This window comes from Streptomyces sp. C10-9-1 (assembly GCF_024497955.1).
Lineage (GTDB): Bacteria > Actinomycetota > Actinomycetes > Streptomycetales > Streptomycetaceae > Streptomyces > Streptomyces sanyensis.
In genome coordinates, this window is the sequence record NZ_JANHKP010000023.1 from 33,190 (window position 1) to 54,517 (window position 21,328).

Consider the following 21,328-nt stretch of genomic DNA (forward strand, 5'->3'; position numbering starts at 1 on the left):
CGGCGTTGCCGGCGGCGTTCTGCGGTCAGAGGATGCGGACCTCGGGCACGTACGCGATCCAGCGCCCCCCGGACTCGCGGAACAGCCGCTCCTTGGCCATGATCTCCTCGGCGTGGTTCCAGGCGAACAGCAGCACGTAGTCCGGGTAGGGCTCGGCAAGGCTCTCGGTGGGGCGGACCGGGATGTGCGAGCCGGGCATGAGCTTCCCGTGCTTGGCCGGTGTCACGTCGCAGACCCAGTCGATCAGCTCGGGGCCGATGCCGCAGAAGTTGGTGACCGTGGCGCTCTTGGCGGTGGCGCCGTAGCCGACGACACGCTTGCCGTCGGCACGCAGTTCCTTCAGGAGGCCGGTCAGCTCGCTGCGGACGCGCTCGACCCCGGCGGCGAAGGCGTCGAAGACCTCGGGGGTGCCGAGCCCCCTGCCGTCCTCCTCGGCGAGCAGCGCGGCCACGGCCGGGCCGGGGCTGCCGCGGCCGGCCCGCTTCAGCGTGTAGCGGAGCTCACCGCCGTGCACCGGCAGCCGCTCGACGTCGACCACCTCGAAGCCGAAGCGCGCGGCGGCGGAGCGTACCGAGCCCACGGTGAAGAAGTAGAAGTGCTCGTCGTAGATCTGGTCGAAGGAGGTCCGTTCGAGGATGTCGCCGAGGTAGGGGTCCTCGAAGACGAACGCGCCGTCCGGGGCCAGCAGGGTGTCGAGGCCCCGGAAGACGGATTCGAGGTAGGGGATGTGGCAGATGGTGTTCGCCGAGTAGACGAGGTCGGCCGGACCCTCGGCGGCCAGGATCTCGGCCGCCGACGCCTCCTCGAAGAACTCGGTCCGGACCCGCACCCCCTGCTGGCGGGCGAGTTCGGCGACGCCGCCTGAGGGCTCGACCCCGAGGTGGCGGATGCCCTCCTTGGCCAGGGAGCGCAGCATCACCCCGTCGTTGCAGCCGATCTCCACCACGAAGGGGTCCGGGCCCCGCAGGTGGTCGCGTGAGAGCCGGCCCGCCGTCTGCTCGAAGTGGCGGCGCATGTGGACCGAGCCGGACGAGTGGTACGGGTAGGCCTCGTGGAACATCCGGTCCCGGGCGACCTCGTCCAGGAGCTGGGTCATGCCGCAGGACTCGCAGATGCCGACGGCGAGCCGGTAGAAGTACTCCTCGTCGACGCGGTCCGGGTCCACAAACGCGTCGGAGAGCGGTTGGCGCCCGAAGTCGAAGAACTGACGGACGGGTCCTCCACAGACACGGCACATGGGGCCTTCCTCGGGTTCATAGGGTCCGGGTCGGGAACTACCGCCGGACGTTGCCTTGGCGGGCGACGGGGAAGCGGAGTACGCCGCCGGTGATCGGGGAGCGGAGTCGGCGCAGCACCGCGCCGGTCCGGACCAGTTCGGGCAGGTCCGCGGCGAGGGCCCGCAGGGCGGCGTCGGCCGCCAGGCGCGACGCCGCGCCGACGAGGCCGCCGAGGTGGCCGTCGTCCGGGAGGGGGCCGCGGTCGCGGTCGGTCCGGTGGATGTCGAAGCGGTCCGGATCGCGGTGGCGGCGCGGGTCGCGGTGGGCCGCCCCGACCAGCAGGACCACTTCCTCTCCGGCCGCCACCGGGGTCCCGGCGACATCCAGGTCCTGGCGCGCGTACAGGCGGTGCAGGCGGACGGGCGGTGCGTACCGCAGGGTCTCCGCGACGACGGCGGGTGCGAGCCCGGGGTCCCTCCGCAGCGCCCGCCACTGGTCGGGATGGTCGAGGAGGAGGGCGGTCGCGTCGGCGATCAGTGTGGTGGCGGCCTCGACGCCGACCAGGGCCAGCAGGGCGGACACGGTCAGTGCGTCGGCGGTTGCGGCCGGGTCGCCGGGGGCCGGGAGGTCCGCCAGCCGGCGGGCACGGCCGTGCCCGGTGCGGACGGTCCCGCCGTTCGCCCCGGAGGTGCCGGAAGCACCGGGGGCGGCGGCGTCCGCGATCGTCTCGGCGAGCAGCGCGTGGAGTTCGGGGAGCGCGGCGCGGTAGCGGCGGGCCGTGTCCAGGCGCGGCGGGCAGAGCGTCGCGTCCAGGACGCCGGCGGTCTGCGCCGACAGCTCCGCGAAGCGGGCGGCCCGGTGCCCGGGCACGCCGATCAGGGTCCGCGCGGCCTCCACCGTCGCGGGCCGGATGACGTCGTCCACCAGGTCGAACCGCTCTCCCACCGCGGACGCCCGGTTCCGGTAGGCCCGTAGGGCCGCCGCGTGCCAGGGGCGTAGTGCCCGCTCGCCGAGCACGGGGCCGGCCCGGAGCCGCAGCCGCTCGTACTCCTCCCGGTCCAGCGCGGCGGGGAGTTCGGCCAGCGGAAGGGCCTCACGCAGGGCCGGCACGTCCCAGGGCGCCGGTTCACCGTCCGGCCCGCCGTGGGACCCACCGCCCGGGGCCGCGGTCCCGGGGGGCCGCGGCGTGAGGCGCCGGTCGGCCAGAGCGGCGCGGACCACGGCGTGGTCGGCGGTCACCCAGGCCTCGGCGCTGCTCCAGTACAGGGAACCGCGGGCGCGGACGCGCCGGCCGGTCTCGGCCCGGTCGTCTCCGGTCGCGCGGAGCAGCAGCGCGTACGGGTCGCCCTTGGTGCCCAGGATCCACTGGACGCCGCGCAGGGTCAGCAGGACGCGCCCCAACGCGCCGTCGGTCATGCTCGCCACCATGGGAAAGGACGCTAGGCAGGCGCCCTCGACCCCCCCTCGACTTCCTTTGGCCCCGGCCGAAGGGGCCGTTGAGTCGCCCACGAGGAGCGCATGGCACCGGCGCCCTAGGGTGACGCGGTCATGGACATCATCGGCAGGGGTTTCATCGCCCGGCACCTGTGGCCGTTGCGGGACGCGCATCCCGGTGTGACGGTGCTGGCGGCCGGCGTTCCGCGCCAGCACCTACCGGACTCCGAGCACGAGCGGGAGGCGGCGCTGGTACGGGAGACGGTGGCGCGGTGCCGGCGCCGGGGCGAGCTGCTGCTCTTCTTCTCCACCGCGAGCATGTACGGCGGTCCGGGCTGCCGGGGCCGTGAGGACGATCCGATCGTCCCGGCCACCCGCTACGGACGGCACAAGTTCGCCCTGGAGTCCGTGGTCCGGGAGTCGGGGGTGGGCCATCTGGTGCTGCGCCTGTCCTATGTGCTGGGGCCGCACGGGCCGGGGTTCCGGCTGGTGCCCTCGCTGGTGTCGCAGGTGCGCTCGGGGCGGGTCCGGGTCCACCCGGGGGCCCGGCGCGATCTGCTGCACGTGGCTGACTTCGTCGGGCTGGTCGACGGGCTGCTGGGCTCCGGGGTCCGTGACGAGACGGTGAACGTGGCCTCCGGCGACTGCGTGGACGTCCGGGAGATCGTCGCCCACCTCAGGCTGCGGCTGGGGCTGGAGGCCGTGGAGGAGGAGGTGGTGGACGGGGGCGAGAGCGCCTTCTCGCACTGTCCGTCGGTGGCCAGGCTGCGCAGTCTGGTGCCGGGCGGCCCTGCCTTCGGGCCGGGGTACCACCGGCGCGCCCTGGACCGCTACCTGCGGGAGACGGGCGACTGACCGGTCCGCGACGAGGAGGCAGTGGCTCTCCAACGGTCGTCGAACCGTGGTGGACATCATCGGGACCGTCCCGATCGCACCGGGCGACCGGAGGCGAGCGAAGGAAGCGAGGAACGCGATGGCGACGCATCACAGGGGCCGGGCGGTCACGGCGGATCTGCGCGACCCGAGGACGTCCTCGGGCGGAGCGCTGCTCGATCTGCTGGCCGAGTACCTTCCGCCGGTGCGGGACGGGGCCCGGCGGCACGACCGGGACGGCGCCTTCCCGGCCGAGGTGTTCGAGGGGCTGCGCGCGAGCGGCGTGCTCGGGGCCACGGTGCCGGCGGAGCTCGGCGGACTGGGCGTCTCCTCCCTGCACGACGTCTGCCTGGCCCTGACGACGGTGGCCGAGGCGGACGCGTCCACCGCGCTCGCACTGCACATGCAGCTCAGCCGGGGCCTGACCCTCACCCACGAATGGCGGTACGGGGACGACCGGGCGCGGGCGCTGGCGGAGCGCCTGCTGCGGGGCATGGGCTCGGGGGAGGCGGTGGTGTGCACGACGGTGAAGGACGCGGGCGGGGGCCGGGTGGTCACCCGGCTGCGGCCGGCGCCGGACGGCGGCTGGGTGCTGTCCGGGCGCAAGACCCTGGCGAGCATGGCGCCGATCGCGACCCACTTCGTCGTCTCGGCCCGGGTGGAGGTGGCGGGGGTGACGCGGTCGGCCGCCGCGGTGCTGCCGCGTCGGACCCCGGGGCTGACCGTCCTCGACAACTGGGACGGACTCGGCATGAGGGCCTCCGGGAGCGTGGACGTCCTGCTGGAGGACTGCCCGGTCGGGGTGGGGGACGTGTTCCTGCGCGGGCCCGTCGGGGAGCTGGACGACGCGGCCCTGGCCGGGCAGACCGTCAGTTCGATCACCATGCTGGGGATCTACGTGGGGGTGGCCCAGGCCGCCCGGGACCTTGTGGTGGCCGAACTCACCCGCCGGGGCGGGGCGCCCTCGGCCGGGGTGCGCACGCTCCTGGCGGAGACGGAGGCCCGGCTGCACGGGCTGCGGACGACGGTGGGCGGCACGCTGTCGGTGGCGGACCACCTGGCGTACGACTTCGCCGGCGACCCGGTGGAGCGCGGGCGGCGCATGATGTTCGACTTCCAGCGCGCCAAGCTGATGGTGAACCGGCTGGCCCCGGAGATCGTCTCCGACTGCCTGTCGGTGGTCGGCGGCGCGTCCTACTCGGCGTCCCATCCGCTGGCGCGGCTCTACCGGGACGTCCGGGCGGGCGCGTTCATGCACCCGTTCACCTACCCGGACGCGGTGGACTGGCTCTCCGAGGCGGCGCTCGGCGGCGCGAAGGAGTGAGGCGGGGCCGGGCGCGGGGGAAGGGGGGCGGGGAGACCCGGCCCCCTTCCCCCGCGCCCGGCGGGTTCCGGGAGCGCGGCGGCGCTAGGCGCTCCGGCCCCGGGCGTGGGCAGCGGCGTGCTCCATGGTGGTGGTGCTGTTGCGGCCCAGGGCACTCCGCACGAACGCGCGGGCGTCGGCGAGGGAGGCATCCGGTCCGAGGACGGCGGGGACGGCCTCCTCGTCGAGGACCACCAGGTGGGCGGAGGTGATCCGGGCTCCGCGAGCGTCCTCCCGGAACAGCCACCGCCCGGTGTGGGCCGTCATCAGCGCGGGGGTGCGCAGCTGCTTGTAGACGATGCGGTCGTGGGGGAAGCAGATGCGGACGGAGTCCGTGGTGTGGGTGGCGCCGTCCGGTGACCGGGTCTCCATCTCCAGGGTCTGCACTCCGGGGACGTCCTCCACCAGGACGGTGCCGACCACGTGCGGAAGCCGCTCGGACCAGAGGTGCGCCTCGTTGACGAAGGCGTAGGCGTCCCTGGCGCCGCCGGCGGCGAGCTCGACCGTGTCCTCGAAGGCCAGGACAAGGTCGGCGCGGCCTCCGTCCCGTTCCGCCGCGTGGCGCAGCGCGGCCAGTTCGGCGCCGCTGTTGCGCTCGACGGCCCGGTCGATCCAGGCCGCCTTCCCGGGGTCGTCGCCGACGGGGCGGAAGTCGTGGAGCAGCCGCACCCGGCTCTCGGTGGCGGAGACCTCCTCGACGACCCACTCGCCGCCCATGGCAGCGACGGGGGGCTGCGAGACCTCCTGCCGGAAGCGCACGCGCAGCCGGTCGCGGTCCAGCAGCCGGCGCGAGGTCCAGGTCTTGACCTCGCCGTTGGCGGTGGCCCAGATCCGGATGCGTTCCTCCGTTCCGCCCCGCTCGACGTGTTCGACGTGCACGGTGGGCGGAAAGGTCTCGGGCCAGCGGCCGACGTCGACGATCAGGTCGAAGACGCGGCGCGCCGGTGCGGCCACCGTGATCGTGTGCTCGGTGTGGTGGGTTCCGGGATGTGACATGGTCCTCCGTCCGGCTCCGCTCGGGGTGAGCAGCGCCAGCTTCGGCCCCGGATCTCGCCGGGGACTCGACGACAACTCGGCACGGCCCGTGCCCGGTCCGCGCGGTGGGCGGCCGGCCGGTGCTCAGCCGGACGGCGGTCGGCCCGGCGGGCGGACGCCCAGGGCGTGGCGGAACAGGTCCAGCGGGTCCCAGCGTTCCTTGACCCGGCGCAGCCGTTCGTACTGGCCGCGGTGGTAGAGGGTGCTCCAGGGCACTTCGGAGGTGTTCCACCGCGGATCGGCGAGGTCGGTGTCCGGGTAGTTGACGTAGGCGCCGCCGTTGGCCGCGTTCGGGACCGGGACGCCGCCGGTGTCGGCGTGCAGGCCGCGGTAGAGGTCCCGGACCCAGGCCATCTGGCGCTCGGTCTGCTCCTCCTCTCCCCACAGGGACTCGTGCACGGCGCTGAAGAGGCAGTCGCGGTGGGGCATGGCGGTGGCATCCGGGTGGATCGCGTTGATCCGTCCGCCGAGGAAGGTGAGGTAGACGGCTGCCGTGGCGAACTCCTCGCCGCCCCGGCCGAGATGGTCGTGGAGGACGCCGATCTGCCGGTCGTTCCAGGGTTTCCGCAGCAGCGTGGACTTGGACTTGAACCGGGCCCCGCCGGGCCATTGCACGCCCCCGAGGACCGACTTCAGCCACGGTGTCGTCGACGTGGCCGCGGTGTGCGGGACTCCGGCCGCCGCGGTCAGCTCGGCGGCGAAGGCGTCCAGGAGCTCCCTCGACCCCGGGCGGTCGGCGTCGAGCGCGGCGTCCGCCGTGATCCGCCCGCTCGTCCTGTGGCCGAGGGTGAGCCCGCTCGACAGCTCCGCGTAGGGCGAGTCGAGTCCGGCGTGGCGCCGGTGCCACTCCCCGTGGGCGCGCAGGAGCCGGGTGAAGGCCGCCCGGTCCAGGTCCCGCCACTGCCAGCCGACGGAGACCGAGCGCACGGCGGCCGGCGGCCTGGGCAGCAGGCCTTCCGGGCCTCCGGCGGCTCCGGGCGACCGGAACAGATAGCGGGTGACGACACCGAAGTTGCCTCCCCCACCGCCGGTGTGGGCCCACCACAGCTCGCGCTCGGCGCCGGTCGAGTCCCGGGTGGCCGTCACGAGGCGGCCCCGGCCGGACCGGTCCGCGACGGCCACCTCCACCCCGTACAGGTGGTCGACGACCAGCCCGTAGCGCCGGGAGAGAGCTCCGTAGCCGCCGCCGGCGACATGGCCGCCCACCCCGACCGACGGACAGCCCCCACCCGGCAGGGTCACGCCCCAGCCGAGATACAGGGTCCGGTAGACGCGGCCGAGCGTGGCGCCCGACTCGACGGCGAAGGCCCGCCGCTCCGGGTCGTAGGTGACGGCCGCCATCTCGGAGACGTCGATCAGGACCCGTACGGCGGGGTCGTCCACGAAGCCCTCGAAGCAGTGCCCGCCGCTGCGGACCGCGACCCGGGCGCCCGCGCGGGCCGCCTCCTCCACCGCGCGGACCGCCTGCCCGGCCGAGCCGACCAGGTGCACCACGTCCGGTGCGCCCGTGAAACGGCCGTTGTACCCGCGCGTCGTGAGCTCCACGTACCGGGGATCCTCCGGCCCGAGCACCACCGGGCCCAGGACCGGTCGGCAGGTGACGGCCCGTGCGGAGGCCGGCGGCCCGGAGGCGGCAGCCGGGCCGCCGAGGAACGCGGCGCTCCCGGAGGCCACCGAGAGCCCCACCATCCGTCTCCGTGTGAGTCGTGCCAAGAGGACACCGCCCTTCCCGTCCGGCCCGAGGCCGTTCGCCGTGTGGGCGGCCAGCCTGGAAGCCGTCGCTGGCAGGTCGGTGGAAGGGGACTGGTACGCGCCACGACGCGCCGCTCGACGATCGGGCGAAACCGTCAGGGAGGCTGACAAAGACGTCATTAACGCTTCTAAGCTCGAAGAAGTCAAGAGCCCAGAGCATCTGACCTTCCCCCACCCTGCCCCGGACCGAGCCGGCCGGTCCCCGCGCAGCCCGAAACCCCGTGACACCCCTCCATGAACCCCCTAGGGGAGGACGCATGATCCACACCCGCGGGCTCACCCGCAGCTTCCGCGCCAAGGGCGAGACCGTCGAGGCCGTACGCGGCCTCGACCTCGACATCGACGCCGGCTCCGTGGTCGCCTTCCTCGGCCCGAACGGCGCCGGCAAGACGACCAGTCTGCGGATGCTGACCACCCTGCTCCCGCCGTCCTCGGGCACCGCCGTCGTCGCCGGACACGACGTCGTCGCCGATCCCGCCGCCGTACGCCACCGCATCGGCTACCTCGGCCAGGGCAACAGCGCCGGCAGCAACTTCCGGGTCACCGACGAACTCGTCACCCAGGGCCGCGCCTACGGCCTCGGCCACGCGGAGTCCCGCGCCCGGACCGAACTCCTGCTCACCGCACTCGAACTGGAGGGCATGGCCACGCGGACCGTCGGGACCCTGTCGGGCGGTCAGCGGCGCCGCCTGGACATCGCGATGGCCCTGGTCCACGAGCCGGAACTGCTCTTCCTCGACGAGCCCACCACCGGACTCGACCCGCACAGCCGCGCCAACATCTGGGAGCACGTGCTGCGGCTGCGCAAGGAGCTCGGCACCACGGTCGTCTTCACCACCCACTACCTCGAAGAGGCCGACCTCTGGGCCGAACGGGTGATGGTGGTGGACCACGGCCGCGTGATCGCCGACGGCTCCCCCGAGCAGCTCAAGGCCGACCTGGCCGGAGACCGCATCACCGTGGGGACCGCCGACCGCGCCGACGCGGACCGGGCCGTCGCGGTGGCCCGTGCACTGCCCGCCGTGCACGAGGTGACGGCCGACGGGACCGAGGTGCGGGTGCGCGCCCCGCACGGCGACACCCGGCTCCCGCTCCTGCTGAGAAACCTGGAGGCGGCCGGGGTGCGCGCGCTCAGCGCCCGGCTCGCCCGCCCCACCCTCGACGACGTCTTCCTCACCCTCACCGGCCGCACCCTGCGGGAGAGTTCCGACGCCACCGCCCCGACCACCACGCACGACGGAGCCTGACCATGAAGGTGATCACCGACACCAGGACCGCGTTCGCCCGCGAACTGGGACCCGAGCTGCGCCAGCCCGCCGGCCTCCTCTTCACGATGATGCTGCCCTTCCTCTTCCTGGCGCTCTTCGCGCCCCTGCTCTCCGGCATGGGCGCGGCGGGCGGGGGGACGGGCGGCACGGGCTCCCCCTGGCAGTGGTTCGTGCCGGGCATGCTCGTCCTGCTGGCCCTCTCCGCCACCGCCGGGGCCGGTGCCTCCCTCCTCAACGAGATGTCCTCGGGCGCCTTCGAGCGGTTGCTCGTCACCCCGCTCAACCGGGCCGCGATGCTCGTGGGCCGGGCCCTGAAGGAGGTGGTGGTCCTGCTGACGCAGGCGCTGCTGATCCTCGTCCTGCTGCTGCCGACCGACTTCCGGCTGCACCCGCTCGGCGCCCTGGCGGGGCTGGCGCTCCTGACCGTCTTCGGCGTCGGGATCGGCGCCCTCTCCTTCACCCTCGCGCTCCACTCCCGCAAGCAGCAGACCCTCTTCTACGGGGTTCAGCAGGTGATCTTCTTCCCCCTGCTGCTGCTCTCCGGGGTCCTGCTGCCCATCACCCAGGCCTCGGCCCCGACCTGGCTCTACGTCCTCAGCCGGATCAACCCGGTGACCTACGTGGTCGAGGCGGAACGCGCCCTGTTCGACGGCCGGTTCGCCGAGACGGGCGTCCTGTACGGGACGCTCGCCGCGGCGGCCGTCGCGGTCCTCGGGGTCGTGGCGGGCATCCGCGGCATGCGCAACGCCACCGTGTGACGCGGCGGCCGTACGCCCCGCAGCCCCGTCCGACCACAAGGAGCACCCGACCCGTGACAGCCGAAGCCACCCCGAGCACCCGGCACCCCGGCCCCCTCGCCGTGGACGTGTGGCTCGACCCCGCCTGCCCGTACACCTGGCTCACCTCCCGCTGGCTGCTGGAGGCGGCCCGGGTCCGCCCGCTGGACCTGAGACGGCACCTGATGAGCCTGGCCCTCCTCAACGAGGGCCGCGACGACGATCCCGAGGGGGACCCCACGGGGTACCTCATGGTGCCCGTGCGGATCGGCACCGCCGTCCTGCACCACCACGGGCAGCAGGCGCTGGCCCGGTTCCACGCCGCCCTGTGGGCCGATCGCGGCAGCGCCGGGAGGACCAGGAGATGGATCAACGATCCGGCCGCGGCCCTGGCCGACGCCGGGCTGCCGGCCGGCCTGGCCGCCGTCGGCGGCTCGACCGCGTACGACGGGATACTGCGGGCCTCGCACGCCGAGGCGGTCCGGCTCCTCGGCCCGCGTCCCGGCACCCCCGTCGTGGCCGTCACGGACCCGGCGGAGCGGGACCGCGGCCCGCTCGCCTTCTTCGGGCCGGTCCTGTCCCGGGTGCCCCGCGGGGAGGAGGCGGGACGGCTGTGGGACGGGACGCTGCTGGTGGCCGGCGCCCCCGGCTTCCACGAGCTGAAGGGGCCGCCCGCCGACCCGGATCCGGACGTCGGCGGGTGGGACGATCCGACGTGACCGGACCCGCGGCGGCGGGCGGAGGTGCGCAGCGGCGGCCCGGGGCGCTCCGCGCTCAGTAGTTGCCCAGGCCCCCGCAGACGTTGAGGGCCTGGGCGGTGATCGGCGCGGCCGTGTCGCTGATCAGGTAGCCGACCAGGCCCGCCACCTCCTCGGGGGTCGTGTAACGGCCCAACGGGATCTTCGCCTCGAACCGTTCGAGCACCGCCTCGGGCGTGGTCTCCCACGCCGCCGCGTACCCGGCGCGGACCCGCTCCGCCATGGGTGTCTCCACGTACCCGGGGCAGACCGCGTTGACGGTGACGCCGGTCCTGGCCAGTTCCAGGCCCAGCGCCTTGGTGAAGCCGACGACGCCGTGCTTGGAGGCCGAGTAGGGGGCGCCGAGCACGACGCCCTGCTTGCCGCCGGTGGAGGCGATGTTGACGATCCGGCCCCGGCCGCGCTCCAGCATGCCTCCGGCGTTCAGGACCGCCCGGGTCGCCCTGAGCACGCTGTGGAGGTTGGTGTCGACGACGTCGAGCCACAGCTCGTCCGTCAGTTCGGCGGTGGGCCCGCCCCCGCTGCGTCCCGCGTTGTTGACGAGGACGTCGACGGGGCCGTACCGGTCGACGGCGGCGCGCACGAAGGCGTTCACCTGCTCGGTCGACCGCACGTCGCAGGCCTGTCCGTCGGCGTCCGCCCCCTCCTGGCGCAGGAGTGCGACGGTCTCGGCGACGGCGTCGGCGTCACGGGCGCAGAGAAAGACCCTCAGCCCGTCCCGGCCCAGCGCTCGGGCCGTCGCGAGGCCGATCCCGCTGGTAGCACCGGTGACGACGGCGACCCGTCCCTCGGTACCGGTCATGGTTCCTCCCGGAATCGTGGCATCGGATGTGCGTACGCGGCCCGAGGGTGGCAACGGGCACTCGACACGGGCTGGACCGGCCCTGTCGATCAAGGTTCGAGCCGTTCCGGAGGACGGCCCGGAATCGTCGGCGGGTCCGCGCCCGCCGCACGGCAGGACAGCGGCACCGAAGGGCTCGGTGCGCTGACGAGCAGTGAAGGAGAAGCGACCATGACCTTTCTGGTGACGGGAGCCACGGGAAACGTGGGCCGGCACGTGGTGGCGGGGCTGCGGGCGGCCGGAGCGCGGGTGCGGGCGATGACCCGGGCCCCGGAGAAGGCCGCACTGCCCGACGGGGTGGAGGTGGTCCGCGGCGACCTCGCCGATCCCGGGAGCCTGGACGCGGCCCTCGCCGGCGTCGACCGGGCGTACCTCTTCCCCCTGCCCGGCACCGCCGAGGAGTTCACCGCGCGGGCGGCGAAGGCGGGAGTGCGGCGGATCGTCGTGCTCTCCTCGGTGTCGGCGGAGTACGCCGACGGCGACTACAGCGGCGACCACCACACCGCGGTGGAACGGGCCGTGGAGGCGTCGGGCCTGGAGTGGACGCATGTCAGGCCCGGCGAGTTCATGGCCAACCTGCTCACCTGGTGGGCCCCCACGATCCGGGCCGAGAACGTGGTGCGCGCCCCCTTCGGCGAGGCCCGCAGCGCCCCCGTCCACGAGGCCGACATCGCCGATGTGGCGCTGGCCGCGCTGCTGGAGGAGGGACACGCGGGGAAGGCGTACTCCTTCGCCGGCCCCGAGTCCCTGACCAAGCACGAGCAGGTGCGCGACCTCGGCGCGGTCCTCGGCCGCGCGATCCGCTTCGAGGAGCTGACCGTGGACGGGGCCCGCGCCCTGTGGCTCGGGCAGGGCATGCCGGCCGAAGCCGTGGACTGGCTGCTCCAGGACCCGGTGGACGTGCCCGTGGGGCCGACGGCCGAGCGGGTCACGGGACGGCCGGCCCGTACCTTCGCCCAGTGGGTGGCCGACCACCGCGCGGACTTCTAGGCCGCACGCAGGCGGCGGCGTTCAGCGGCGGTTGAGCCGGTCTCCAGGTGAACCGCCGACGGTGTTCGGGACACTCTCCGTGAACCGAGGGGAACGCCGTCATGGTGGATGCCGCACAGAACGCAGTGATCCGGCGACTGATCCGAGCCGGAGCCGGCTCCGACGACGAGATCGACGCCCTGCTGAAGGACGTCGGCCTGACCGAGGTGGCACGCGTCCTCGTCGAGGAGGTGCTGTTCCGCTGCCCGGAGCCGGCCAACACCGCCGCCGTCGACGTGGCCCTGGACCTGACCCACGGCGGGGAGCGGCACACCGTCGCACTGCGCATGGTGCGCGACGAGCCGATCCGGACGGTCGAGGACGACTCCGCCCGGGTGCGCTCCCGGGTGGCCTTCACCGCGCCGGACCTGGTCCGCCGGCTCTTCGGGCCGGCGGACTCGCCGCGCACCGGGGACTTCCGCAACTCCTTCGTCCCCACGCCCCAGGACCCCGGGCAGGTGAGCGAACTGCTCGCCGAGATGAACACGGTGCTGCGCGCGGCCGCCCAGGCCACCGCCACCCTGATGGCCGGCTGCACGGGACGCTGCCCCGACCTGGGCGAGCTGTCCATCCGCTACGGCTCGGACAAGTGGGCGAGCTTCCACTGGTACACCGCCCACTACGAGCGGCACTTCGCCCCTTACCGGGACCGGCCCGTCCGGGTCCTCGAGATCGGGATCGGCGGCTTCGACGACGACCTCGGCGGCGGCTCGCTGAAGATGTGGAAGCGGTACTTCCCCCAGGGCACCGTCTTCGGTCTGGACATCTACGACAAGACCGCGCTCACGGAACCGCGGCTCACCGCGCTGGTCGGCGACCAGAACGACCCGGAATACCTGACCGAGATGGCGCGGGAGCACGGTCCGTTCGACATCGTCATCGACGACGGCAGCCATGTGAACGAACACGTGCTGACCTCGTTCCGGACCCTCTTCCCGTACGTCCGGCCCGGCGGCCTCTACGTGATCGAGGACCTGCAGACCGCCTACTTCACCGACTTCGGCGGAAGCACGGGCGGGGTCGCCGGCCCCGGCACCTCGCTCGGGCTCGTCAAGGGGCTGATCGACGACCTGCACCACCGCGAGCACCGGGAGCCCGCCGTCGTCCGTCCCACCCCGGCCCAGAGCACCGTCACCGGGCTGCACGCCTACCACAACATCGCCTTCGTGGAGAAGGGGACCAACGGCGAGGACACCCTGCCGTCGTGGATGGACGCCGACGTGTGGACCGCTCTCGGCGCCAAGTGACCCGGCGCCGAACGAAACGAAGGGAACCGACCATGCGCGTTCTGTTCACCGTGTCCTCGTGGCCCACCCAGTACGCGGCCATGATGCCCCTGGGCTGGGCACTCCAGGCGGCCGGCCACGAGGTCCGGGTGCTGTGCGCCCCCGGGCAGGCCGCCGCGGTGGGGCGGGCCGGCCTGGTGCCCGTCCCGGTCCTCTCGGGAATGGAGGAGGTGCTGCGCCTGCGCCTGCAGTACCACGCGGAGGCGGTGAACGGGATCTGGCCGTACCCGTGGCTCCCTCCTCACCCGCTGACGGGCGAACGGATCGACCGCCTCGACGCGTTCGACGCCGGCCGCTTCGAGCGGGAGACCGCGCCGGAGCTCGCGGACTCGGCAGCCCGGAGCTTCGACTCCGCCGTGGAGTACGCCCGGAACTGGCGTCCGGGGCTGGTCCTGCACGACCCGGGGAGCCTGGAGGGGCTCCTCGCGGCCAAGGTGCTGGACGTTCCGTCGGCACTGTGCCTGTGGGGCCCCGCGAGCCCGCACGACCCCGACCACATGCGGATCGTCCCCACCGACCACAGCGGCGCGTTCCCCCGGCACGGCCTGGGCGCCTTCGACCTGACCATGGTCGACAGGGTGGTGGACCCCAACCCGCCGTCGCTGAAGGTGCCCGTCGAGGCCGAGCGGCTGCCCGTCCGCTACGTCCCGTACAACGGCGCCGGCCCCGCACCGGCGTGGACCGCCCGGCCGCCGGAGCGCCCCCGGGTCTGCGTGACCTGGTCCACCGCCCTGTCCACGGTCTCCGGTCCCGACTCCTACCTGCTCCCCCGGATCGTCGCCGCCCTCGACGGCCTGGACGGCGAGGTGGTGCTCACCGCGACCGCGCGGGACGTGGCCGCCCTCGGCACGGTGCCCGCCTCGGTCCGGGTGGCGGAGAACCTGCCGCTGGCCGCGGTGCTGCCGGGGTGTGCCGCGGTCGTGCACCACGGGGGCAGCGGCAGCGCACTGACCGCCATGTGGGCGGGGGTGCCGCAGTTCATCGCGACCTTCGCCGCGGAGCAGCAGGTGACCGGGGAGCGGGTGGCCGCCGCCGGGGCGGCGCTGCACGTGCCCGGGCACCGCGCCGACGAGGCGACGATACGGGCCGGTGTCGAGCGCCTGATCGAGGACACCGCCCACCGCGCCGCGGCCGTCCGGCTCCGCGAGGAGATCGCGGAGGCCCCGACCCCGGCGGCGCTCGCCACGGAGCTGGCGGCGCTGGCGACGGACGTCTGAGACCCGGCAGCCGGGCCTCGGCGGGCCGGACCCGGTGCGTGAGGGTCGAGGGGCCTGCGAGGCCGGCTGCCGATGCTGCCCGTCATGACAACCCGAACCGAGGGAATCGACAGGACGGGGCCGTCCGGGCGGCAGGGCACCGCGCGCGGGGTCGTCGTCACCGGCGGCGGCACCGGCATCGGCCGGGCCACGGCCCGCGCCTTCGCCGAGCGGGGCGACCGGGTGCTCGTCGTCGGCCGCACCGAGGCCACCCTGGCGGAGGCCGCCGGCGGGCACCCGGGCATCCGGTGCCTGGTCGCCGACGTCACCGCGCCGGACGCCCCCGGCCGGATCGTCGGAGCGGCCCTGGACGTCCTCGGCCGGCTCGACGTCCTGGTGAACAACGCCGCCGCGATGGGCTACCGCCCGCTGGCGGCCCTGGACCGGGCGGAGGCCGAACGGCAGCTCCACACCAACCTCCTGGCACCGGTCCTGCTCACCCGAGCCGCGCTGGAACCGCTGGCGGAGCGGTCCGGCACGGTGGTGAACATCGGCTCGGCCGGGGCGATCGGCCTGCGGTCCTGGCCGGACAACGGCCTGTACGGGGCCGCGAAGGCCGCACTGGACTTCCTCACCCGGACCTGGGCCGTCGAACTGGCCCCGCGCGGCGTCCGGGTCGTGGGGCTCGCCCCCGGCGTGACCGACGTCTCCGGGCAGAGCGGCCCCGGTGGGAAGGCTGCCGCCCCGGAGTACGCGGCCTTCCTGAAGGAGATCGCCGGCCGGGCCCCGAGCGGCAGGGTCGGCCGTCCCGAGGAGATGGCCTGGTGGATCCTTCAGCTCACACGGCCGGAGGCCGCCTACGCCAACGGGACGGTGGTCACGGTGGACGGCGGGCTCGCCCTGACCTGATCCCGTCCGTGGACCGACTCCGCACGTTTCCGAGGGGAGCGCCGATGCGTGTCCTGTTCCAGCCCTTCGCCGCCGCCACCCACGTGGCCGCCCAGGTCCCGCTCGCCTGGGCGCTCCGCGCGGCCGGTCACGAGGTGCGCGTCGCGACCCAGCCGGACGTGTCCGAGGACATCGCCCGGGCGGGCCTGACGGCGGTGCCGGTCGGCGATCCCCTGCACGTCGCGGCCAAGATGAACCCGGACGACACGGACCTGGTGGACGAGCTGCGCGACGACGCCTGGCTGCGGGTCCTCGATCCGGGCGAGCTGCGCCCCGAGCGGCTGACCCCGGAGCACCTGCACGGGGTGTTCGCCGCGTGGACACCGCTGGTGCACCGGAACACGGTGCCGGATCGCATGATCGACGACCTGGTCGCGTACGCCCGGGACTGGCGGCCCGACCTGGTGGTCTGGGACACCATGAGCTATGCCGGCCCGGTCGCCGCGCGCGCCTGCGGCGCCGCGCACGCCCGGCTGATGTTCGGGCTGGACCTGGTGGGCCTGCTGCGCGAGCGCTACCGGCACGTCCTCGGCCGGGTGCCCGCGGAGCTGCGGGACGACCCGCTGGAGGAGTGGCTGGGGCACGTCCTGGAGCGGCACGGCCTCAAGGGCCCCGGCCGGGGGTTCGACGAGGAGCTGGTGGTGGGCCAGTGGACCGTCGACCCGGTCCCCACCTCCCTGGCCCTGCCCGTCTCCCTCCCCCGAGTCCCGGTGCGCTACGTGCCGTACAACGGCCCTGCCCTCGTGCCCGGTTGGCTGGACGAGGCGCCCGGCAGGCCCCGGATCTGCCTGACCCTCGGCCTCTCCTTCCGGGAGGTCGTCGGCGGGGACCCGGCCTCGGTCGGCGAGCTGCTGGCGGCCGTGGCCGATCTGGACGTGGAGGTGGTGGCCACGCTCAACGCCGGACAGCTCTCCGCGCTGGGCCCGCTCCCGGCGAACGTGCGGGCGGTCGACTTCGTACCGCTGAACGAGCTGCTGCCGAGCTGCTCGGCGGTCGTCCACCACGGCGGGGCCGGTACGTTCCTGACCGCGCTGGCCCACGGCGTGCCCCAGGTCGTGGTCCCGGCCCGGATGTGGTGCAACACCCCGCGCGCGGAGCGGGCCCGGGCCGCCGGGGTGGCCCTGACCTGCTCGCCGGAGCGGCTGACGGCCGACCGGCTGCGCGCGATGGTGGTACGGGTCCTTGAGGACGGGTCCTTCGCGCGCAACGCCGCCCGGGTGCGCGCCGAGATGCTCGGGACGCCGACGCCCCGGGAGATCGTCCCGGCCCTGGAGCGGCTGGTGTCCGCTCGCCGGACCCCCGGGCGTCGCGGCGCCTGATGGCATACCGTCGGGCGAAGAAGATCACGGTCCGCGCACGGTCGAGGTGAATCCCTGGTGAGGACGCACATCCCCTACCTTCTGGCCGTGACCAGCACGGTGGCGGCGCGGCGGGTCGACGAGCGGCTGACCGGCTACGACCTGACGGTCCGCCAGTACGGACTGCTGGTCCAGCTCTCGATCGAACCCGAGTTGACCATGGCGGAGCTGGCCCGCCAGCTCGGCATCGCCCGGCAGTCGGTGCACCAGCTCGTCAACGAACTCGTCGAGGCGGGTCACGTGCGCCGACGCCCCGGCGCCGACGACCGCTCACGCCGGCTGGAGATCACCGACACGGCGCAGTACCTGCTCACCCGGATCGACGGGCCCCTGGAGCGGGTGGAGGCGGAACTGCTCGGCGACCTCTCCGCGGAGGAGGCCGAGACCCTGCGCCGCCTCCTCCAGCGCGTCCTGGCGCACGCCACCGACGACGAGTCCTGGTTACCCGCCCGCTGACGGCGGCTCGACGGGCCCGGGCCGGTGCACCAACGGGAGTCCAGACCGTATCGAGCCCCGGTCCCTAGCCTCGCGGCCATGCGTGTGCTGTTTGTGACCCTGGCCGCGAGGCCCCACTTCTTCGTCCAGGTGCCGCTGGCGTGGGCCCTGCGCGCCGCCGGGCACGAGGTGCGCGTCGCCAGTCAGCCGGACCTGGCGGACACCGTCACCGCGGCCGGGCTGACCGCGGTCCCGGTGGGGCCCCGGCTGGCCCAGGACGAGTCCGTGGAGGAGTTGAGGCGTCGGCAGGAGAAGGCGGCCGAGCGCCTGGCCGAGCCACCGGACGCCCAGGAGCTGATGCGGATGGCGGAGGACCGGCCCGATCGCCTGACCCCCGACTTCCTGGACGGTCTGTTCACGGTGATGACCTCGGCGATCTTCCAGAACTTCACGGCCGAGGAGACCGTGGACGACCTGGTGGCCCTGGCCCGCCGGTGGCGGCCCGACCTGGTCGTCTGGGACACCATGATGATGGGCGGTTCGATCGCCGCCCGGGCCTGCGGGGCGGCGCACGCGCGTCTGCTCTACGGGCTCGACCTGGTGGGCACGATGCGGAAGCGGCACCTGGCCTCGCTCGCCGCCAGGCCCCCGGAGCTGCGCGAGGACCCGCTCGCCGAGTGGCTGGAGTGGACGGCGTCCCGGTACGGCGGCGGGTTCAGCGAGGACCTGGTCACCGGCCAGTGGACCATCGACCCCACCCCGGCCTCGCTCCGTCCGCCCACGGAACTGCCGTGGGTCCCCGTCCGGCACGTCCCCTACAACGGGCGGGCGGTGCTGCCGGAGTGGCTGCGCGAGCCGCCCTCCCGGCGCCGGGTCTGCCTCACGCTCGGCCTCTCCTTCCGGGAGGTGATGGGAGGTGACCAGGCGTCCGTCCCGGACCTGCTGGAGGCGCTGGGCGAGCTGGACGCGGAGGTGGTGGCGACCCTGGACCGGGCGCAGCTGGCCGAGGCCGGCCGCGTGCCCGGCAACGTGCGGACGACGGACTTCGTCCCGCTGGACGCGCTGCTGCCCTCGTGCTCGGCGATCGTGCACCAGGGCGGGTTCGGCACCTCGCAGAACGCGCTGGTGCACGGCGTCCCGCAGGTCGTCGTCCCCAACGACCTGTGGGACATCCACCCGCGGGCGGAGCTGATCGAGCGGTCGGGGGCCGGGGTGCGTCCGGCCGGACCCGGTCCGCTGACACCGGAGGAGCTTCGCGGGCTGGTGACGCGGGTGCTGGACGAGCCGTCCTTCGCGCGGAACGCGGCGCGGTTGCGGGAGGAGATCCGGGCGGTGCCGTCCCCCGCCGAGCTGGTCCCGGTGGTCGAGGCGTTGACCGCGCGCCACCGGTCGGCGGGCTGAGCCGGCGGCGCACCCGGCGGACGCCTCCGCCTGCCACGCGCGCCGTCCCGGGGCGCCGCTCAGCGGGCGCGGCCCAGGGACTCTGCCAAGGCCTCGCGCCAGGGCCGGGGCGCGGGGATGCCGGCCTCGCGCCAGCGGTCGTGCCCGAGGACGGTGTACCGGGGCCTCGGGGCCCGACCGCCGAGAGCCGCGCCGGGGACCGGCCTGACCCGGCCGGGGTCGGCACCGACCAGCCGGAACACCTCGCGGGCCAGCTCGTACCGGCTGGCCCGGCCCGCGTTGGTGGCGTGGAAGACCCCGTGTGCCCCCGGGACGCGTCCGAGGGCGAGCAGGAGCCGCGCCACGTCGGCCGCCCACGTCGGCTGCCCCACCTGGTCGGCCACGACGTCAACGGGTTCCCGGGCCTGTGCCCGCTCGGCCATGGTCCGGACGAAGCTCGGTCCGTGCGCCCCGTGGAGCCAGGCGGTCCGGACGACCGCGCCGCGGTCCGGCAGCAGGCCGAGAACGGCCCGTTCGCCCGCGCGTTTGCTCCGCCCGTAGGCGTTGCAGGGGGCGGTGGGGTGGCCCTCGGCGTACGGGGAGTCGGCGTCGCCGGGAAAGACGTAGTCGGTGGAGAGGTGGAGCAGGCGGGTGCCGTGGCGGGCGCAGAGGGAGGCGAGGTGCCGGGGACCGTCCCCGTTGACGCGAAGCGCCCGCTCCTCGTCGGTCTCGGCCGCTTCCACGGCCGTGTAGGCGGCGCAGTTGACGAGGAGGCCCGGGCGGTGCCGGGCGAAGGCTTCGGCGACCGCCCCGGGGTCGGTGACGTCCAGCGCGCGCCGGTCGAGGAGCACCGCGTCCGCGCCGTCGGCCGCGAGCGCCTGGGCCACCTCGCGGCCGAGGAGCCCGCCGGCGCCCGTGACCAGCCACCTCATCGCGGGGACCGGCCGGGGGTGGCCTCGCGGGCGCGCAGCCGCCGCTTGAGCGGCCCCCACCAGTCCCGGTTGTCCCGGTACCAGGCGACCGTGGCCGCGAGGCCGTCGGCGAACGCGTACCGCGGGCGGTAGCCCAGTTCGGCGCGGGCCTTGCCGTCGTCGAGGGCGTAGCGCAGGTCGTGGCCCGGGCGGTCGGGCACCCGCCGGACCCGGCTCCCGTCGGCCCCGCAGGCGTCGAGGAGCAGCCCGGTCAGCTCCCGGTTGGTCAGTTCGGTGCCGCCGCCGAGGTGGTAGACCTCGCCCGCCCGGCCCCGGGTGCGGACCAGGTCGACGCCCGCGCAGTGGTCCTCGACGTGCACCCACTCGCGGACGTTGGCTCCGTCGCCGTACAGCGGCACCGGCTCCCCGTCGAGCAGGTTGGTGACGAAGAGCGGGATCAGCTTCTCGGGGAACTGGCGGGGACCGTAGTTGTTGGAGCAGCGGGTGACCCGGACGTCGAGGCCGTGGGTGCGGTGCTGGGCGAGAGCCAGCACGTCGGAGGCGGCCTTGGAGGCCGCGTAGGGGGAGTTGGGGCTCAGCGGGCTGTCCTCGGTCCAGGCGCCCTCGGCGACGGAGCCGTAGACCTCGTCGGTGGAGACGTGGACGAAGGGGCCGACGCCGTGGCGGAGCGCCGCGTCGAGGAGCGTCTGCGTGCCGAGCGCGTTGGTGCGGACGAAGGACTCCGCGCCCTCGATGGAGCGGTCCACGTGCGATTCCGCCGCGAAGTGCACCACCTGCTCGGCGCCGGCCGTCAGGCGGTCGACCAGCGCGGGGTCGCAGATGTCCCCGTGGACGAACTCCAGCCGGGGGTGGGACGTGTCGAGGTTGTCGAGGGTGCCCGCGTAGGTGAGCCGGTCCAGCACGGTGACGCGGACGGCGGGATCGTCGGACAGCAGTTTGCGGACGTAGGCCGAGCCGATGAAGCCGGCCGCTCCGGTGACCAGGAGATTCACGGGGTCCAGGCTGCTCTTCACCGTTCGAGCCTTCGACGAGGCCCCCTGGTCGCGGCCGACCGGCCGCTCCAGCCGTCGTCGACGCGCGAGTGACCGGGGCGTTCGAGACTCGGGCGTCGAGACCCCGAGCGTTGGAGGAACGATGGCACTGTTCGCCGTCCTCGCGACCCAGTCCCCCACCGGAATCCCGGCCGACGAGTTCCGGCGGCGGCTGCCCGAGGGCTTCGCGTACGTCAAGGGGCTGGTCGACAGGGGGGTGATCCGGCACAACTGGATCCGGGTCGGTGCCTCGGGCGGCCTGCTGATCTACGAGGTCGCGTCGCACGAGGAGTTGAACACCCTGCTGTACGGCAACCCGCTGAGCCCGCACCTCCGCTTCGAGGTGATCCCCCTGGCGGAGGTGGGTGGCTTCGACCCGAGGGCCTTCGAGAACCGGGGCGACTGAACCGGACGAC

20 protein-coding genes are annotated in these 21,328 nt (G+C 74.4%); 13 read left to right on the top strand and 7 right to left on the bottom strand.

The annotated features are described in order from the left end of the window. Window positions 1–25: 25 nt before the first annotated feature. Window positions 26–1,237 carry a class I SAM-dependent methyltransferase gene (locus NPS70_RS26670; RefSeq protein ID WP_256526994.1) on the bottom strand — a complete coding sequence of 404 codons (1,212 nt, stop codon included), beginning with the start codon at window positions 1,235–1,237 and terminating at the stop codon, window positions 26–28. A 37-nt stretch (window positions 1,238–1,274) separates the two neighbouring features. Continuing rightward, on the bottom strand, window positions 1,275–2,645 hold the full coding sequence (locus NPS70_RS26675) for a P450-derived glycosyltransferase activator (RefSeq protein WP_256526995.1): 1,371 nt from the start codon (window positions 2,643–2,645) through the stop codon (window positions 1,275–1,277). A gap of 120 nt (window positions 2,646–2,765) precedes the next feature. Between NPS70_RS26675 and NPS70_RS26680 the strand changes: the two genes are divergently transcribed. Continuing rightward, the gene (locus NPS70_RS26680) at window positions 2,766–3,506 is read left to right on the top strand and encodes an NAD(P)-dependent oxidoreductase (RefSeq protein ID WP_256526996.1); all 741 of its coding nucleotides are present in this window, start codon (window positions 2,766–2,768) and stop codon (window positions 3,504–3,506) included. Between the two features lie 118 nt (window positions 3,507–3,624). Then, window positions 3,625–4,848, top strand: a complete 1,224-nt coding sequence (locus NPS70_RS26685; RefSeq protein WP_256526997.1) for an acyl-CoA dehydrogenase family protein — start codon at window positions 3,625–3,627, stop codon at window positions 4,846–4,848. A gap of 84 nt (window positions 4,849–4,932) precedes the next feature. Here NPS70_RS26685 and NPS70_RS26690 read toward each other — a convergent pair whose 3' ends face one another. Together NPS70_RS26690 and NPS70_RS26695 are read right to left on the bottom strand one after the other, a co-directional pair. After that, entirely contained in the window at window positions 4,933–5,883 is a 951-nt protein-coding gene (locus NPS70_RS26690; protein ID WP_256526998.1) for an aromatase/cyclase, read from the bottom strand. Window positions 5,884–6,006: 123 nt separating this feature from the next. Beyond that, window positions 6,007–7,611, bottom strand: a complete 1,605-nt coding sequence (locus tag NPS70_RS26695; protein ID WP_256526999.1) for an FAD-binding oxidoreductase — start codon at window positions 7,609–7,611, stop codon at window positions 6,007–6,009. A gap of 320 nt (window positions 7,612–7,931) precedes the next feature. Between NPS70_RS26695 and NPS70_RS26700 the strand changes: the two genes are divergently transcribed. The 3 genes from NPS70_RS26700 to NPS70_RS26710 are packed head-to-tail and all read left to right on the top strand — an operon-like array spanning window position 7,932 to window position 10,437. Then, window positions 7,932–8,921 carry an ATP-binding cassette domain-containing protein gene (locus tag NPS70_RS26700; RefSeq protein ID WP_256527000.1) on the top strand — a complete coding sequence of 330 codons (990 nt, stop codon included), beginning with the start codon at window positions 7,932–7,934 and terminating at the stop codon, window positions 8,919–8,921. A 2-nt stretch (window positions 8,922–8,923) separates the two neighbouring features. Beyond that, window positions 8,924–9,700 carry an ABC transporter permease gene (locus NPS70_RS26705; protein ID WP_256527001.1) on the top strand — a complete coding sequence of 259 codons (777 nt, stop codon included), beginning with the start codon at window positions 8,924–8,926 and terminating at the stop codon, window positions 9,698–9,700. 53 nt (window positions 9,701–9,753) lie between these two features. Next, on the top strand, window positions 9,754–10,437 hold the full coding sequence (locus NPS70_RS26710) for a disulfide bond formation protein DsbA (protein WP_256527002.1): 684 nt from the start codon (window positions 9,754–9,756) through the stop codon (window positions 10,435–10,437). Window positions 10,438–10,492: 55 nt separating this feature from the next. Here NPS70_RS26710 and NPS70_RS26715 read toward each other — a convergent pair whose 3' ends face one another. Beyond that, the gene (locus tag NPS70_RS26715) at window positions 10,493–11,278 is read right to left on the bottom strand and encodes an SDR family NAD(P)-dependent oxidoreductase (protein ID WP_256527004.1); all 786 of its coding nucleotides are present in this window, start codon (window positions 11,276–11,278) and stop codon (window positions 10,493–10,495) included. Between the two features lie 210 nt (window positions 11,279–11,488). On the opposite strand from NPS70_RS26715, the gene NPS70_RS26720 reads away from it, so the two are divergent. The 7 genes from NPS70_RS26720 (at window position 11,489) to NPS70_RS26750 (ending at window position 18,970) form a co-directional block, all read left to right on the top strand. Continuing rightward, a complete protein-coding gene (locus NPS70_RS26720; protein ID WP_256527006.1) occupies window positions 11,489–12,307 on the top strand; it encodes an NAD(P)H-binding protein in 819 nt (272 codons plus the stop codon). Between the two features lie 101 nt (window positions 12,308–12,408). Continuing rightward, window positions 12,409–13,593: a class I SAM-dependent methyltransferase gene (locus NPS70_RS26725; protein ID WP_256527007.1), complete on the top strand. Its 1,185-nt coding sequence runs from the start codon at window positions 12,409–12,411 to the stop codon at window positions 13,591–13,593. A 32-nt stretch (window positions 13,594–13,625) separates the two neighbouring features. After that, window positions 13,626–14,849: a nucleotide disphospho-sugar-binding domain-containing protein gene (locus NPS70_RS26730; RefSeq protein ID WP_256527008.1), complete on the top strand. Its 1,224-nt coding sequence runs from the start codon at window positions 13,626–13,628 to the stop codon at window positions 14,847–14,849. Window positions 14,850–14,933: 84 nt separating this feature from the next. Further along, window positions 14,934–15,737 (top strand): SDR family NAD(P)-dependent oxidoreductase, encoded by an 804-nt coding sequence (locus tag NPS70_RS26735; RefSeq protein ID WP_256527009.1) that lies wholly within the window; start codon window positions 14,934–14,936, stop codon window positions 15,735–15,737. A gap of 44 nt (window positions 15,738–15,781) precedes the next feature. Further along, window positions 15,782–17,095, top strand: a complete 1,314-nt coding sequence (locus NPS70_RS26740) for an activator-dependent family glycosyltransferase (protein ID WP_256527010.1) — start codon at window positions 15,782–15,784, stop codon at window positions 17,093–17,095. Window positions 17,096–17,152: 57 nt separating this feature from the next. Next, the gene (locus tag NPS70_RS26745) at window positions 17,153–17,590 is read left to right on the top strand and encodes a MarR family transcriptional regulator (protein WP_256527011.1); all 438 of its coding nucleotides are present in this window, start codon (window positions 17,153–17,155) and stop codon (window positions 17,588–17,590) included. 78 nt (window positions 17,591–17,668) lie between these two features. Beyond that, complete coding sequence (locus tag NPS70_RS26750) at window positions 17,669–18,970, top strand: activator-dependent family glycosyltransferase (RefSeq protein WP_256527012.1); 1,302 nt, start codon at window positions 17,669–17,671, stop codon at window positions 18,968–18,970. 59 nt (window positions 18,971–19,029) lie between these two features. On the opposite strand, the gene rfbD is transcribed toward NPS70_RS26750, so the two are convergent. Beyond that, entirely contained in the window at window positions 19,030–19,881 is an 852-nt protein-coding gene (gene rfbD, locus NPS70_RS26755; RefSeq protein ID WP_256527013.1) for a dTDP-4-dehydrorhamnose reductase, read from the bottom strand. Next, a complete protein-coding gene (gene rfbB, locus NPS70_RS26760) occupies window positions 19,878–20,873 on the bottom strand; it encodes a dTDP-glucose 4,6-dehydratase (RefSeq protein WP_256527065.1) in 996 nt (331 codons plus the stop codon). The genes rfbD and rfbB overlap by 4 nt, the downstream gene beginning before the upstream one ends. Before the next feature lie 142 nt (window positions 20,874–21,015). Here rfbB and NPS70_RS26765 point away from each other — a divergent pair, with 142 nt between their 5' ends. After that, window positions 21,016–21,318, top strand: a complete 303-nt coding sequence (locus NPS70_RS26765; RefSeq protein WP_256527014.1) for a muconolactone Delta-isomerase family protein — start codon at window positions 21,016–21,018, stop codon at window positions 21,316–21,318. Window positions 21,319–21,328 lie beyond the last annotated feature (10 nt).